Genomic DNA, 15,487 nt, shown 5'->3' on the forward strand with positions numbered 1-15,487 from the left:
GGTGGGGCGCCCTTTTTTTGTGTGGGTGGGGAAAGCTCAGGGATACGCTTGTCGAGCGTGCAAAAGGTTGAGAATCTCGATCCGCTCGGTCACCCGATAAACCACGACATAGTTGGGATGGACAACGATTTCCCGGGTGCCGGCGACCTTGCCGAAGCGATAAAGGTAGGGGTGAAGTGGGAGGGCGGAGGTAGCCGCTTCGATGGCGGCGTTCAGTTGACTGGCCGCAACGGCGTTACGGTCAGCGATGTAGTTCAGGGTTTGCCAGAGTTGAGTGCGAGCTTCAGGTCGCCAGTCAACCCGCACTGTTTTTGTTGAGTTTCGATTCGATGAGGGCGCGCATCTCGGCCATCACCTGCTCGTGGGGGATGTTGGGCCGCGGATCATCCATCGAGGCCTGTACCTGTGCCCGGAACCAGCGATCGTAGCTGGCGGCCTGCTCTGGGGTTTCGAAGTCTGAAACGATAAGGGAAAGTTCGGCGCTCATAGTGACCTCCATGATCAATGTGAAGCAGTCTAAGGGGGATGTGGCTCGCTGTCGTCACTGGCAAGACGAAGTGCGAAGTATCCCCAAGCGCTGGCGGGAAAGATGTCAGACGTTTCCCTTGCCCATAAGGGAAAAACGACGCACGTTGTCATCGGATTCCTCCACAACACCGCCGTCTGTGTAGGAGCTGCCGCAGGCTGCGATCTTTTGATCTGGCTTGTGAAAACCAACGTCAAAAGATCGCAGCCTGCGGCAGCTCCTACAGGTCGAGGTCAGAAGGCGTAGGGGATGCTGACCTTGGCCCAGAGCATCTCGCCTTCGGGGCGGTTCTCCACGTCAAACTCCTTGGCCCAGCGAATCTCCGCGCTGGCGTATTTGAGAAAGGTGAAATGCAACGCCGGGCCAATCGCGAAGACCTTGCCGCGCACGCCGTCGTCCACATCCTGCCCGGCGAACTGCACGGTATGGCCGTACTGTTTGTCGTCGGTGGTCTGCTTGAGGTAGTAGCCGTTGATACCGAACATCACATCGTCGGTGATCTTGTAACTGGCCGAATAATCGAAGTGGAAAATCTGTCCGGACTTGTAGTCGGTGTCCTTGTTCTTTTCGTTGAAGCTGTAGGTGGTCTTGAGTGACACCTCGGTCTTGTCGGTCGGCAGCCAGGTGAACGAGAACAGCGGCTTGTAGGTGTAGAAATTGTTGCTGGTATTGGCCAGCCGATCGACGCTGTATTCACCGGTGGGCACGGTGATTTCCAGGGCGGCGCCGAGGGTCAGGTTCTTGCCCATGTCCCACAGGATGATCGGTGCAATCGTGGTGTCGCCCATGCCTTCGCGGGTATCGCTGAGACCGAATACCGACACTTCCTGCTTCAACCAGGGCTGGGCGATGTAGCCGGCCAGGCGTCCGCCGAACACGCGTACCGGGCTCAGGTAATCGATGCGCGGAATGACCGCCGTGGATTCGATGTCGACATTCGGCACCTTGCCGCCCAACGAACTGATGTTGAGCTTCGTCGACTTGTAATGGTTGTAGTAAAGGTTGAAGGCGACCATGTTCTCCGGAAGGCTGTCGACTTCCAGCGGCAGCATGAAGAACCCGTCGGTGCCGGGGCCGATGTTGTCGACGCCGGCTTCGGTGGCCAGGGCCGGCAGGCACGCGGTGCAACCGAGCAAGGTCAGTGCCAGACGCAAGGGGAAAGTGGCGCGGTTCGGGCTCATGGCTGTCCTCATTATTATTGTGGTGGGACGTGGCGCCGGTACGCGGAACGTCCGGCACCATAGAAATAAGCGCTAGAGGCCCGACGGGGCAGGGTATTGGCGGACAGTTAGGGGGACTTCTGCGGACAGTCGGCCAACCCTGTGCTAACTTCCTTCGACATAACCGGTAACAAAGATAACAATCAAGCGTGATCCGGAATGTCAGCCCCCATGAACGTAAAAGTCCAAGACCCCACTTTCGAATTGGCGCTGGTCTCGCCCTTTCTCCTGCAAACCCTCGCCGAAGTCGTGCACAACAAAGGCATCGACCCCGAAAGCCTGTGCCGCGGGCTGGGCTTCACCCTCGAAGATCTGCAGGATCCGGCGCAACGGATTTCCTATCGCCAGGCCGTAGCGATGATTCAACGGGCGCTCAAAGTGTTGCCCAATCAGGGGCTGGGTTTGTGGGTCGGCGCGCAGAATGTGCTGGGTACGCTGGGCTTGCTCGGGCATGTGCTGTCGCTGTGCAAGACCTTGCGCGATGCCTTTGCCCTCGGTATCCGCCACCAACACACCTCCGGCGGGATCGTGGTGTCCAGCGTCGATGTGGTGGGTGAACAGGTGCACCTCGACGCCGAGTGCCGCTTGCCGTTCGCCGACGTTCAGGTGTTTGCCGTCGAAGAGTTTTTCGCCAGCCTGCTGGTGTATGGCCGGGCCTTGGCCGGGAGTGAATTCAAGTCGATTGCCGTGGAGTTTGTGCATGCCGCACCGGATTACCTGAGCGAATACCACCGCTTGCTCGGGCCCGATGTGCGCTTCGGTTGTCTGCACAATCGTATGTTGATCGATGTTCAGTGGCTGGACGTCAACTTGCCCAATCATCATTCGCTGGCGCTGCGCCAGGCGGTTGCATTGCTGGAGCTGGAAGCGGCGCAGGTGCACCAGAAACTCGATTTGATTCAAGCCGTGGAACGGGCGATTGCCCGGGACCTGAGCCGGGGCAGTCATATCGAAAAAATCGCCGGCGACCTGAACATGAGCAGTCGCACCTTGCGCCGCCGTTTGACCGAGCATGCGCTGACCTTCGAAGCGTTGCTGGAACAGGTGCGGCAGGCGCGGACCCTGAGTCTGCTGGCGAATCCGGACATGTCCATCGAGCGGATTACCGAAGAGGTCGGCTATAGCGACGTGCGCAGCTTCCGTCGGGCGTTCAAGCGCTGGACGGGAATGAGCCCGAGTGCGTGGCGCCAGGATGCAAGCACCGCTTAGACATCGGTCCCCTGTGGCGAGGGAGCTTGCTCCCGCTGGGCTGCGCAGCAGCCCCAAAACCTGCCACGCCATTTCTTCAGACACACCATGCCGGCGGGGTTTGCGGGTGCTTCGCCCCCGAGCGGGAGCAAGCTCCCTCGCCACAGGTTTCCGTGCGCCACTCATCAGTATTTCAACCCCACAAGCCCTTCAGCTACAGGTAAACTCCCGCGCACTTTCCCAAGGAGTTCACATGAGTTACTACCAGCCGGGCATTCTCGCCACCCCTGTTCCTGCGCAAGCACGTCACCTGTTTTTCGCCCTGGCGTCGGTTGAAGCATTGCCGCAGGCGATCGACAACCTGCTGAGCCTGGTGGACGGCAAGTCGGCGGTGGTCGGTTTCGGTGAATCCCTGACCAAGGCGCTGAACGTACAGATTGATGGTCTGCGCAGCTTCCCGGCCATAACCGGCGTCGGCGTGGAAAACCCCTCGACCCAGCACGCGCTGTGGGTCTGGCTGCACGGTGACGACCGTGGCGAACTGCTCAACCGCTGCAACGCCGTCGAGGCCGCACTGGCCCCGGCGCTGCGCCTGGTCGACATGCAGGAAGCCTTCCGCCACAAGGACGGCCATGACCTGACCGGCTACGAAGACGGCACCGAAAACCCGCACGACGAAGCCGCCATCGCTGCAGCCTTGTTGGGCGAGGGCGCAGAAGGTCTGGTCGGCGGCAGCTTCGCCGCGATCCAGCAGTGGCAGCACGACCTCAAGGGTTTTCATCAATTGTCCGGCGAAGACAAGGACAACATCATGGGCCGTCGCCTGAGCGACAACGAAGAGATCGACGATGCGCCAGTCTCTGCCCACGTCAAACGCACCGCCCAGGAAAGCTTCGCCCCCGAAGCCTTCGTCGTGCGCCGTTCGATGCCATGGATTGAAGGTGACCGGGCTGGTCTGATGTTCCTCGCCTTCGGGTTCTCGCTGGACGCCTTCGAGGCGCAACTGCGGCGCATGAGCGGTCTGGAAGACGGTATCGCTGATGGTCTGTACCGCATCAGCCGACCGATTACCGGCGGCTATTACTGGTGCCCGCCCATCAAGGACGGCCACCTCGATCTGCGCGCGTTGCGCATCGGCTGAGTGTTTCAAACAAAGGGAGTTGAGCATGGACGTGGTGCGTTGGGGCATGATCGGTTGCGGCAGCGTCACTGAACGCAAGAGCGGGCCGGCCTTTTACAAGGCGCCCGGTTCGGCGCTGGTGGCGGTGATGGGCCGGCGCCTTGAAGCGGTGAGCGATTACGCCGCACGTCATGGCATCGCCCGGGTCTACACCGATGTCGATGCGCTGATCAACGACCCCGAAGTGGACGCGGTGTACATCGCCACGCCACCCGACAGCCACCACGCCTACAGCCTCAAAGTCGCTGCCGCCGGCAAGCATTGCTGCGTCGAGAAACCGATGGCGCTCAACGCCGGGCAAAGCCGCGAGATGCAGCAGGCGTTTGCCGACGCTGGTCTGCACCTTTTCGTTTCCTACTACCGCCGGTCGTTGCCGCGTTTTGCTCAAGTGCGGCAATGGCTGGCGCAGGGCCGCGTCGGTGAGGTACGACACCTGAGCTGGACGCTGACCAAAGCCCCCTCGGCGGCGGATCTGGACGGCAGCGCCAATTGGCGAACCGACCCGAGCGTCGCCGGTGGCGGCTACTTTGCCGATCTGGCCAGCCATGGTTTTGACCTGTTCCAGTACCTGCTCGGCGACATCGTTGAAGTCGCCGGTTTCACCGCCCGGCAAGCCGGGTTGTATGCGGCGGAAGACGCGGTCAGTGCCAGTTGGCGCTTCGCCTCCGGAGCACTGGGCATGGGCTGTTGGAGTTTTGTCGCGGATCGGCGCGAGGACCGGGTGGAAATAATCGGCAGTCAGGGGCGCATCGCGTTCTCCGTGTTTGACGAACATCCGGTGCAGCTATTCGCCGATGAGCAGATCAGCCTGGAGATCCCGCATCACGAGCACATTCAGTGGCACCACGTGCTGGGCATGAATGCGCATATTCGGGGCGATTCGCAGCATCCGGCCGTCGCCGAGCAAGCCGTCAAGACCGACTGGGTGATGGACCAGATCCTTAAACGCTAAAGTCAAAAGATCGCAGCCTTCGGCAGCTCCTACAGGGGATCGCATTTTCAAACTGTAGGAGCTGCCGAAGGCTGCGATCTTTGCTTTTCAACAGCGCGTCTAAGGTTATGCCCAAACAATATTTCTCAAGCTTGTCATAACGTCTCTAAGATCACGTCATAACTCGTTATAACAAGTGATTCCGTGATGACCGATAACGTACTGTCCCTGGCAAGTGTCCCGTTGCACACGCAATTGCGCGACGTGCTGCGCGCCCGCATTCTTGACGGCGAATATCCGCAAGACAGCCAAATGCCTTCCGAAAGCGAGCTCGGCGCGCTTTTCAAAGTCAGCCGCATCACCGTGCGTCAGGCACTGGGCGATCTGCAGAAAGAAGGGCTGATCTTCAAGATCCACGGTAAAGGCACGTTCGTCGCCAAGCCGAAAACCTTCCAGAACGTCAGCAGCCTGCAAGGTCTCGCCGAGTCCATGACCGGGCGCGGTTACGAGGTGATCAACCGCCTGCGCAGCTTCAAATTCATCCCTGCCGACAAACGCGTGGCCGAGCGCCTGCAGGTCGCGGAAGGCGAGACCGTGGCGCAGATCAAACGCGTCCGCCTGATCAACCGCGAACCGATCTCGCTGGAAATCACCTACCTGCCCAAAGCCATCGGCGAACGCCTGGAGAAGGCGGATCTGGTGACGCGCGACATCTTCCTGATTCTGGAAAACGACTGCGGCATTGCCCTCGGCCACGCGGATCTGGCGATCGACGCGGTACTGGCCGACAGCGATTTGACCCAGGCGCTGAACGTCGAAGCCGGCTCGCCCATCATGCGCATTGAGCGCCTGACCCACGACGCCGACGGCCAGCCGCTGGACTTCGAACACCTTTACTACCGTGGCGATGCCTTCCAGTACCGCCTGCGGATCGACCGGCAAAAAGGGGAGCAGGCATGACGCGCAACACGTTGGAACAGGAATACGACATCGTCGTGATCGGCGGCGGCACTGCCGGGCCGATGGCAGCGATCAAGGCCAAAGAGAAGAACCGTGATTTGCGCGTGCTGCTGGTGGACAAGGCCAACGTCAAACGCAGCGGCGCGATCAGCATGGGCATGGACGGCCTGAACAACGCGATCATCCCCGGGCACTCGACGCCGGAGCAGTACACCAAGGAAATCACCATCGCCAACGACGGCATCGTCAATCAGGCGGCGGTGTACGCCTATGCCACCCATAGCTTCGAAACCATCGAGCAACTGGACCGCTGGGGCGTGAAGTTCGAGAAGGACGAAACCGGCGATTACGCGGTGAAGAAAGTCCACCACATGGGCGCCTACGTGCTGCCGATGCCGGAAGGGCACGACATCAAAAAAGTTCTTTACCGCCAGTTGAAACGGGCGCGGGTGAGCATCACCAATCGCCTTGTTTGCACCCGATTGCTGACCGACGAGGAGGGCGCGGTCAACGGGGTGATGGGCTTCGATTGCCGCACCGCCGATTTCCATGTGATCAAGGCCAAAGCGGTGATCCTCGCCTGTGGCGCGGCCGGTCGCTTGGGTTTGCCGTCCTCGGGTTACCTGATGGGTACCTACGAAAATCCGACCAATGCCGGCGACGGCTACGCGATGGCGTATCACGCCGGGGCCGAGCTGGCGAACCTGGAATGCTTCCAGATCAACCCGTTGATCAAGGACTACAACGGCCCGGCCTGCGCCTACGTCACCGGCCCGCTCGGCGGCTACACCGCCAACAACAAGGGCGAACGCTTCATCGAGTGCGACTACTGGAGCGGGCAGATGATGTGGGAGTTCCACCAGGAACTGGAAAGCGGCAACGGCCCGGTGTTCCTCAAACTCGATCACCTGGCCGAGGAAACCATCCAGAACATCGAAGAGATCCTGCACAGCAACGAACGCCCGAGTCGCGGCCAGTTTCACGCCAATCGCGGCACTGATTACCGCACGCAGATGGTCGAGATGCACATCTCCGAGATCGGCTTTTGCAGCGGCCATTCGGCGTCCGGGGTGTGGGTCAACGAGCGCGCCGAGACCTCGGTCAAAGGTTTGTACTCGGCCGGTGACATGGCCGCCGTGCCGCATAACTACATGCTCGGCGCGTTCACTTACGGTTGGTTCGCCGGCCAGAACGCGGCGGACTTTGTCGCCGGGCGCGAGTTCTCGGCGCTGGATGCCGCGCAGATCGAAACAGAGAAAGCCCGGGTCTACGCGCCGCTGGATCGTGAACACGGTCTGCCACCGGCGCAGGTCGAGTACAAGCTGCGACGCTTCGTCAACGACTACCTGCAACCGCCGAAAGTGACCAAAAAAATGCAGATCGGCTTGCAGCGCTTCAGCGACATCGAACGCGACCTTGAGCAGATGAAGGCCAACAACCCCCACGAATTGATGCGCGCCATGGAAACCAGCGTGATCCGCGACTGCGCCGAAATGGCCGCGCGCGCCTCACTGTTCCGCGCCGAGAGTCGCTGGGGCCTGTACCACTACCGCGTCGATCATCCGCAACGCAATGACAGTGAATGGTTCTGCCACTGCCACCTGAAAAAGGGCGAGGACGGGCGCATGACCAGTTTCAAGAAACCCGTCGAGCCTTACATCATCGCGCTCGATGCCGAAGACATGCAGGCTTACGACCGCTTGCGAGTGGGCGCTTTTGCCGCTTGATGCATCACCAGAGAGAGTCCGAACCATGGCCTATCAAGCCCAGGAAATCTTCTTCCGCTCCAACGCCCCGGTCACCGTGGACGAGGACAAATGCATCGCCGACAAGGGCTGCACCGTGTGCGTCGACGTCTGCCCGATGGACCTGCTGGCGATCAACCCGGCCACACAGAAGGCCTACATGGCGTTCGATGAATGCTGGTACTGCATGCCGTGTGAAAAGGATTGCCCGACCGGTGCCGTAAAGGTCGACATCCCTTATTTACTGCGGTGACCCCGCCCCCTGTAGGAGCTGCCGAAGGCTGCGATCTTTTGATCTTGTTTTTTAAAATCACAATCCAGATCAAAAGATCGCAGCCTTCGGCAGCTCCTACAGGGGATTTGTGGCAAGCCATAAGCCATCCGGAACACCCGGACGCTGGAAAAACTGAAACCCCTCGTTTCCCACCGCGCCCTGATCGCGGCGGAGACGAACATCCAATAAACGATTCGAGGGGAAACACACCATGTTGCGTGCAGCACTCGCCGGTCTGGTACTGGCTTCATTCACTCTGTCGGCCTCGGCCGAAACCATCCGCATTGCCATCGGTACCCAGGACACCACCATCAACTGCGCCGCCGGCGGGCTGTTGATTCGTGAACTCGGTCTGCTCGACAAATACCTGCCGCACGACGGCGCCTACAAAGACGCGAAATACGACGTGCAGTGGAAAAACTTCACCAGCGGCGCGCCGCTGACCAACGAGATGGTCGCCGGCAAACTCGATTTCGGCGCCATGGCCGATTTCCCCGGGGCGTTCAACGGGGTGGCGTTCGAAACCGCCGGCAAGCACAGCCTGTTCATCAGCGTCCTGTCGGGCAGCATCAAGGGCAGCGGCAACGGCATCGTGGTGCCGAGTGCGTCCGGGGTGCAGGCGCTGAGCGAACTCAAGGGCAAGACCATCTCCGTGCCATTCGCGTCGACCGCCCACGGCATGTTGCTGCGCGCGGTGGCGGAGCAGGGTTGGGACCCGCTCAAGGACGTGAACATCATCGCCCAGCCACCGGAAGTCGCCGGCTCCGCTTTGCAGGTCGGCAAGATCGACGCCCACGCCGACTTCGTGCCGTTCGCCGAACTGTTCCCCAGTCGTGGTTTCGCCCGCAAGATCTACGACGGCGCCCAGGCCAACGCACCGACTTTTCACGGCGCACTGGTCGATCAAGCCTATGCGAAACAGTACCCGGAAATCGTCGTCGCCTACCTGCGCGCAAGCATCGAGGCCAATCAGTTGCTGGCCACCGAGCCGGAGAAGTACAGCGAGCTGATCGCCAAGGTCACCGGCGTCGATGCCGAGGTCAACTACCTGTTCCACGGCCCGCTGGGCGTGCAGACCCGCGACCTGAGCTGGAAGCCGGAATACCGCCAGGCAGTGGGGACGGCGATTGACACCCTTAAGCTGCTGAAGAAAGCCGATCGCGGCCTCGACCTCAACACCTTCATCGACGATCAGTACATCCGCGCCGCCTTCAAGGCGTCGAACCTGGACTACACCGCGCAACTCGCCAACTACGCGCAGACGCCGTTGAAAGCCGTGGATGCGGCGACTGGCAAAGCCATCACGGACTTTAGCCACGTCGCCGAAATCTGGGTGCGCGGCGAAGACAAAGTACGCCAGTACACCTCCGCCGAATCCGCTTTCACTGCGCTGGCCGCATTGAAACAGGAAGGCAAAAACATCCGCGCCGTGTATGCCCAGGCCAGTGACAGCGGGATCAAATTACTCGCCGATCAGGCGTGGTTTGCCAGTGATGCCAAGGGCCGCCTGAGTGCGTTCCTGCTCAAGGGCCAGGCGCAGCAATATGCGGCGGCGCAGGGCGGCAAGGTTTTCGACTTTACCGATGCCACAACCCAAGCCGTAGCCAGCCGCTAACCCGAAGAACACCGCGCCTCTCTGTAGGAGCTGCCGAAGGCTGCGATCTTTTGATCTTGCTTTTTAAAATCAAAGTCAAAAGATCGCAGCCTTCGGCAGCTCCTACAGGGGATCTCGGTTGAGAGGAAGAATTGTGTACCGATCCTATTTACGCTGGGTTCCAAGGGCCGCTTCTTTGCTGCTCTGCCTGCTGTTCTGGCAACTCGCCGCCAGCCACCACTGGAATCTCGGTCTGGTCACTTTCGCCAACGTGCCAACCCCATTGGCGGTGATCGAAGCGGCGTTGGGCCTGGGCGATTCCGGCAAGCTGCTGCAACACCTGAGCGCCAGTCTCAGCCGGGTATTCGCCGGTTACCTCGCGGCACTTTTCATCGGCATCGCTCTGGGCCTGGCCATCGGTCGTTCGAAATGGGCCGAGGACCTGTTGCTGCCACCGCTGGAAGTGCTGCGCCCGATCCCGGCGGTGGCGTGGATTCCGTTGGCGATCCTGATGTTCCCGTCGTCGGAGCTGTCGATGGTGTTCATCACCTTCACTGGCGCGCTGTTCCCGATCCTGCTCAACACCGTGCACGGCGTCGAAGGCGTCGACCGGCGGTTGATCGCTTCGGCAAAAAGCCTCGGGGCAGGGCGCCGGGCGATCCTGCTTGAAGTGGTTTTGCCCGGCGCTGCACCGAGCATCATCACCGGCCTTGCGATCGGCATGGGCACCTCGTGGTTCTGCCTGGTGACGGCGGAGATGATCTCCGGCCAGTTCGGTATCGGCTACTACACCTGGGAGTCCTACACCATCCAGAACTACGCCGACATCGTCGTCGGCATGCTGCTGATCGGTGTGCTGGGCATGGGCAGCAGTCTGCTGATCAAGCGCCTGGGCGAGCTGTTCACGCCTTGGCACCGACCGAGAGGAAAAGCCTGATGAGCTCGATGCAAAACCCGGAAGGGCGAATCGATATTCGCCAGTTGTCGATCGTGCTCGGCGAAGGCCAACACGCTTTTGAAGCCGTGCACGGTCTGGACTGCCAGATCGAACCGGGCCAGTTCGTGTGCATTCTCGGCCCGTCCGGTTGCGGCAAATCCACCTTGCTCGGTGCACTGGCCGGGCACCTGCACGCCCACTCTGGCGGCCTTAAAGTCGATGGCAGCGAGGTGTCCGGGCCGTCGCCGCAGCGCGGCATGGTGTTCCAGCATCACACGCTGTTTCCGTGGCGCACCGTGCGTGACAACGTCGCTTTTGGCCTGAAAATGCGCGGCATCGGCAAAACCGAGCGCCATCGTGTTGCCGATGAAATGCTCAAACTGGTGGGCCTCGACGGCTTCGCCGAGCGCTGGCCCGATCAGCTCTCCGGCGGTATGCAGCAACGGGTGGAAATCGCCCGGGTGCTGGTCAACCGTCCACGGCTGCTGCTGATGGACGAGCCGTTCGGCGCGCTGGATGCCTTGACCCGCCTGAACATGCAAGAGCTGCTGCTGGATATCTGGACACAGATTCGCACCACTGTGGTGTTTGTCACTCACGACATCGATGAGGCGCTGTTCCTCGCCGATCGACTGTTGGTGATGAGCGCACGTCCGGGGCGAATCATCGAAGACCTGCGCCTGGACTTCCCGCGTCCGCGTACCTCTGAGCTGGTGACCAGCGCCGAATTCTCCCGCCTCAAGCGCCATTGCCTCGACCTGCTGCGCCACGACAACTCCCGACCGCTGCCGCGCCTCAACCCGCTCGGCTTGCCGCCCGAAAACCCCTTGCCGCGATTTGCCTTATGACCTCATTTTTTGCTGTGACTGACAATGACGACATCCTCGCCCTGCAACCGCGTCTGACCGCTGACGATGCCGGTATGCGGCGCATTGCCTTGATCGAGCTGGCAGATCTGGAAGAACCGGACGGCCTGCTGTGGCTGGTCGAAAGGCTGGCCGATGATCCGGCTGAAGACGTCCGAGCAGAAGCCGCGCGGCTGCTGGAAGCGTGGGAAGACGAACCGGTGGTGGCTGCGCTGTGCCAGGCGCTGACCGATCCGTCTGCGGCAGTGCAGGCCGCCGCCGCACAAAGTCTGAGTCTGCTTAAATCTGAAGCCGCCGGCCGGGTGATTCTGCCGTGGACCGATCATGCGCAAGTCGGTGTGCGGATCGCCGCGTTCCGTGCCTTGCGCGAACTGCGTTTCGCCGCTGCAGCGCCTGCTGCTGTCGCGGCACTTGATGATGCCGACGCCAGCGTGCGCCGCGAAGCCATCGGCGTGCTTGGCTGGCTCAAGCAGCTCGACGCACTGCCGGCATTGGCGCAACTGGCCAGCGCCGACCCGGACACCGAAGTGCGCCGCGCCGCCACCGGTGCTCTCGGTCTGGCGTCTGGCGCCGAGGTATTGCCGGCGCTGCGTCAGGCCTTGCACGATCACGCCTGGCAAGTGCGCGAAGAGGCGGCCACCACGTTGGGCAAGGTCGGCCACAGCGACGCCGGTCCGGCATTGATCGCAGCCCTTGGCGATGACTACTGGCAAGTGCGCCTGCGCGCCACCCGCAGCCTCGGTCGCCTGCGTTTTGCGCCAGCGCTGGACGCCCTGATCGAAACCCTCGGCCATCGCATCAGCAACCTGCGCAAGGAAGCCGCGCTGGCCCTCGGTGAGTTGAATGATCGCGGTGCGGTGGCGGCGTTGCAGGCGGCACAGGATGACGGTGACCCGGAAGTGCGCAAAGCGGTGCGGATTGCCTTGAGTCAGCTGCAATGAATCCGCTGTCGGTGAGCAACTCGCAAAGCGAACGGACACTGCGCCTGAGCTGGCCGGACGGCCGTGAATCGCTGTTCAACCACGCCGAACTGCGCCGCCAGTGCCCGTGCTCACAGTGCCGCGCGTTTCGTCTGAAAGGTCTGACGCCGCGGGTCGATGAGCGTGTTCGCATGATCGAGATCAACCCGCAGGGCTACGGTGTGCAACTGGTGTTCAGTGACGGCCATCAACGCGGGATTTACCCGTGGGACTATTTGGCACAACTCAGTTCTTAGGTTCACCACAATCAACTGTGGGAGCGAGCCTGCTCGCGAAAGCGGTGGATCAGTCAATATTGATGGCGACTGGCACACCGCATTCGCGAGCAGGCTCGCTCCCACAGGGGCGTTCAGTGTCTGGGCTGTTATTGCCCGGCCGTCATGGCTGGCCGGCACCCGCGAAACACATCCAGCCCCGGCTGATACAGCGCGGTTTTCACCTCGAACAACCCCAGCACCGAATGAAACAGGTTGTCATGGCTCAGATCCGGCTGTCCGGTCTTGCCTTGCAGGCAATCGCGATCAATCCCCAGTTGCGCCAGCGTGTTGTTGCCAAACCACATCACCATCGGCACATGCGTCTGCGCTTCCGGCGCCAATGCATACGGCGCCGCATGCAGGTACAGGCCGTTTTCGCCCAGCGATTCGCCGTGGTCGGAGACGTACAGCATCGAGGTATCCAGGGTGTCCTGATTGCGCTTGAGCAACTCGATCACCTTGGCGAGGAAGTGGTCGGTGTAGAGGATGGTGTTGTCGTACACGTTGACCAGTTCATCGCGGCTGCAACTGCCCAACTGGTTGGTGTGGCAGATCGGGGTGAAGCGCTCCATGCTTTTCGGATAGCGCTCATAGTATTCCGGGCCGTGGCTGCCGTCGGCGTGCAGGACGATGATCGCGTGGCCCTTGAGGCTGTCGATGTAGCCTTGCAGGTCGGCCAGCAGCGCTTCGTCGAGGCAGTTGTTGCCATCGCAGAACGTTCCGGGCTGGTTCTTCGCGATGTCGCGGTGCGGCACGCGCAGGCAGGTGCCCTTGCAGTCGCTGTTGTTGTCCAGCCACAGCACCTGCACGCCGGCGCGTTGCAGGATATCCAGCAGGCCTTCGTAGGTTTTGCCTTTCTTGTCGCTGTAGTCCTCACGGGGGAACATCGAGAACATGCACGGCACCGACACCGCCGTGGACGTGCCGCAGGAATGCACTTGGGTGAAGTTGAGGATGTCCAGTTTGCTCAGCTCGGGATTGGTCTCGCGCGCATAGCCGTTCAGCGAGAAATGATCGGCGCGGGCGGTTTCGCCGACCACAAACACCATCAGCGACTTTTTCTCGCGGCTGGCGGCTTTGGTGCTCATCACCGCGTCTTCCCCGATGGTCTGCACCACAAAGTGCTTTTTGATACCCAGGCGCTGCTTGGTGTACTTGCTGATGGCGTAGATGTAGTTGGTTGGGTTGATGAAGTGGGTGAGCTTGTCTTCTTCGCGGAAGATCGGCGCGTAGGTCGAATAGAACGCGCCCACCGATGCGCCGATCACCAGCACGCAAGCGGCAATCACCAGCACCTTGTTGAGCACGCCGCGAAAGAACGGCCGATAACTCACCGGCCAGCGCCAGATCAGCACCGCTGGCAGTACGCCGAGCAACAGCACGTAGGCCAGCAGCTTGCCGTTGAACAGCGCCGCAGCCTCGGCCGGGTTGGTTTCGAACACATTCTGGATCATCACCGTGTCAATGGTGATCCCGTATTAGTTCATGAAATACGCCGCGCAGGCCGAGAGCAGAGCGACCACGGTCAGCGCCGGTTTCAGCGTCCAGCGAAACGAAACGAGGGTCAGCAGCAGGGTGATCGCCGCCCACAGGAACAGCCCGAACGAGGCGAAAAACGCCAGTTTGTGCGCGCCTTGCAAGGTGATCAGATTCCCCAGCGCCTTCCAGGTTGCCAGGTTGTACAGCGTCACCAGTGCCAGGGAAAACAGCAGCACCAGACGGGTTGAAGTGATGGACGGTAAACGCAGTCCTTTGCCCAAAGCCATTACAGACATTCCTCTAGCAGAATAGAAAACACGCGCGGTAACGCGCGTAACTGTAGAAGAACATTGGTAAAAATTTTGTAAACATCCTGTAACAACTACTCCGTTTCCCCGTAGGAGCTGCCGCAGGCTGCGATCTTTTGATCTTGCTTTTCAGAATCAAAAGATCGCAGCCTGCGGCAGCTCCTACACAAGGCGGGGTGTCAGAAAGATTTGCTCACGCTTGCCACCACCGTCGCCGTGCACACATCCTTGAATCCCCAGTTGCTCAGGCACTGGCTCTGCGACAGATCGGTATCGATGTAGCTCAGGCCCAATACCACGCCGGCCAGGTTGTGCGTCAGTTTGACCTCCCATTCGCGGTAGCTGTCCTCGGCATGCCCGGACGCCGAGTACAGGTGTGGGTCCTTGAAATCCATGTTGCCGTAACGCAGTTTCAACCCGGAATCGAACGGCAGCTCGGTTTCATAACCGACATAGGTGTAGAGCGAGCTCTGCTTGCTGTCGATCCCCGGTGCATCGCTGGAGTAATACGCCGCCAGCTTCACCCCGTAGACGCCGAGAATGCCGTACACCTCGCTCTGGTTGAACTGGCTTTCTTTGGGATAAGCGTACTTGATGTAGCCCAGATCGAGGCTGACATCCTCGGTGGCCTGCCACAGCCAGCCGGCGTAGTAATCGACTTCCTGACGGGTTTTCAGGCCGCCGCCAAAATCGACGTTGGAGCTCCAGGCCCCCACGTACAAGCCGCTGCTGTGGGCCAGGGTCAGACCGGCCTGCACGGCCGGGTCATTCTGGGTTTGCGATATGCCGCGGGTGCGGTAGTCGCTGGCCAGCGTCAGGTCGATCAGCAAGGCGAAATCGTCGTTCAAGGGAATCGCGTGGCTGCTCAGGGGCAACAGGCTCAAGGAACTCAGGGCGAGCAAGGGCAAGGCTTTCATGTGAAGTCCCGGTGTTGTGATTATTTTTGGGCAGTACGAAAACTGTGGAGGGAATGCAATCTCGGCCACCCTCACAGCCCCTGTGGGAGCGAGCCTGCTCGCGAAAGCGGTGGTTCATTCAGCAT

At 60.8% G+C, this 15,487-nt stretch carries 15 protein-coding genes and 1 pseudogene; 11 read left to right on the forward strand and 5 right to left on the reverse strand.

The features are described from left to right. Positions 1–36: 36 nt before the first annotated feature. From ACYZUM_RS08545 to ACYZUM_RS08555, 3 genes are all read right to left on the reverse strand, one after another. Positions 37–306, reverse strand: coding sequence for a type II toxin-antitoxin system RelE/ParE family toxin (locus ACYZUM_RS08545; protein WP_108182510.1), 270 nt, complete (start codon positions 304–306; stop codon positions 37–39). Continuing rightward, on the reverse strand, positions 296–487 hold the full coding sequence (relB, locus tag ACYZUM_RS08550; RefSeq protein WP_003225628.1) for a type II toxin-antitoxin system RelB family antitoxin: 192 nt from the start codon (positions 485–487) through the stop codon (positions 296–298). Before relB ends, ACYZUM_RS08545 begins: the two co-directional genes overlap by 11 nt. A gap of 272 nt (positions 488–759) precedes the next feature. Next, positions 760–1,707, reverse strand: a complete 948-nt coding sequence (locus tag ACYZUM_RS08555; RefSeq protein ID WP_108182511.1) for a SphA family protein — start codon at positions 1,705–1,707, stop codon at positions 760–762. Positions 1,708–1,917: 210 nt separating this feature from the next. Here ACYZUM_RS08555 and ACYZUM_RS08560 point away from each other — a divergent pair, with 210 nt between their 5' ends. The 11 genes from ACYZUM_RS08560 (at position 1,918) to ACYZUM_RS08610 (ending at position 12,637) form a co-directional block, all read left to right on the forward strand. Beyond that, complete coding sequence (locus ACYZUM_RS08560) at positions 1,918–2,955, forward strand: AraC family transcriptional regulator (RefSeq protein ID WP_108182512.1); 1,038 nt, start codon at positions 1,918–1,920, stop codon at positions 2,953–2,955. A gap of 232 nt (positions 2,956–3,187) precedes the next feature. Further along, positions 3,188–4,075, forward strand: a complete 888-nt coding sequence (locus ACYZUM_RS08565) for a Dyp-type peroxidase (protein WP_108182513.1) — start codon at positions 3,188–3,190, stop codon at positions 4,073–4,075. A gap of 25 nt (positions 4,076–4,100) precedes the next feature. After that, positions 4,101–5,066 carry a Gfo/Idh/MocA family protein gene (locus ACYZUM_RS08570; RefSeq protein ID WP_108182514.1) on the forward strand — a complete coding sequence of 322 codons (966 nt, stop codon included), beginning with the start codon at positions 4,101–4,103 and terminating at the stop codon, positions 5,064–5,066. 186 nt (positions 5,067–5,252) lie between these two features. Then, the gene (locus ACYZUM_RS08575; RefSeq protein ID WP_041062347.1) at positions 5,253–6,005 is read left to right on the forward strand and encodes a GntR family transcriptional regulator; all 753 of its coding nucleotides are present in this window, start codon (positions 5,253–5,255) and stop codon (positions 6,003–6,005) included. Then, a complete protein-coding gene (locus tag ACYZUM_RS08580; RefSeq protein WP_108182515.1) occupies positions 6,002–7,732 on the forward strand; it encodes a fumarate reductase/succinate dehydrogenase flavoprotein subunit in 1,731 nt (576 codons plus the stop codon). Before ACYZUM_RS08575 ends, ACYZUM_RS08580 begins: the two co-directional genes overlap by 4 nt. A gap of 25 nt (positions 7,733–7,757) precedes the next feature. Further along, positions 7,758–8,003 (forward strand): 4Fe-4S dicluster domain-containing protein, encoded by a 246-nt coding sequence (locus ACYZUM_RS08585; RefSeq protein WP_042559450.1) that lies wholly within the window; start codon positions 7,758–7,760, stop codon positions 8,001–8,003. Between the two features lie 232 nt (positions 8,004–8,235). Then, positions 8,236–9,639, forward strand: a complete 1,404-nt coding sequence (locus tag ACYZUM_RS08590) for an ABC transporter substrate-binding protein (protein WP_108182517.1) — start codon at positions 8,236–8,238, stop codon at positions 9,637–9,639. A gap of 133 nt (positions 9,640–9,772) precedes the next feature. Continuing rightward, positions 9,773–10,555, forward strand: a complete 783-nt coding sequence (locus ACYZUM_RS08595) for an ABC transporter permease (RefSeq protein WP_108184384.1) — start codon at positions 9,773–9,775, stop codon at positions 10,553–10,555. Further along, positions 10,555–11,403 carry an ABC transporter ATP-binding protein gene (locus tag ACYZUM_RS08600; RefSeq protein ID WP_108182518.1) on the forward strand — a complete coding sequence of 283 codons (849 nt, stop codon included), beginning with the start codon at positions 10,555–10,557 and terminating at the stop codon, positions 11,401–11,403. The genes ACYZUM_RS08595 and ACYZUM_RS08600 overlap by 1 nt, the downstream gene beginning before the upstream one ends. Further along, a complete protein-coding gene (locus tag ACYZUM_RS08605; protein WP_108182519.1) occupies positions 11,400–12,362 on the forward strand; it encodes a HEAT repeat domain-containing protein in 963 nt (320 codons plus the stop codon). Before ACYZUM_RS08600 ends, ACYZUM_RS08605 begins: the two co-directional genes overlap by 4 nt. Then, positions 12,359–12,637, forward strand: a complete 279-nt coding sequence (locus tag ACYZUM_RS08610) for a DUF971 domain-containing protein (RefSeq protein WP_108182520.1) — start codon at positions 12,359–12,361, stop codon at positions 12,635–12,637. The genes ACYZUM_RS08605 and ACYZUM_RS08610 overlap by 4 nt, the downstream gene beginning before the upstream one ends. Before the next feature lie 128 nt (positions 12,638–12,765). Here the strand turns inward: ACYZUM_RS08610 and ACYZUM_RS08615 are convergent. Both ACYZUM_RS08615 and ACYZUM_RS08620 read right to left on the reverse strand, forming a co-directional pair. Beyond that, positions 12,766–14,424: pseudogene (locus tag ACYZUM_RS08615) on the reverse strand (phosphoethanolamine transferase). Between the two features lie 200 nt (positions 14,425–14,624). Beyond that, complete coding sequence (locus ACYZUM_RS08620; RefSeq protein WP_108182522.1) at positions 14,625–15,362, reverse strand: TorF family putative porin; 738 nt, start codon at positions 15,360–15,362, stop codon at positions 14,625–14,627. Positions 15,363–15,487: the final 125 nt, after the last annotated feature.

It is taken from the genome of Pseudomonas sp. m6p (assembly GCF_055760375.1).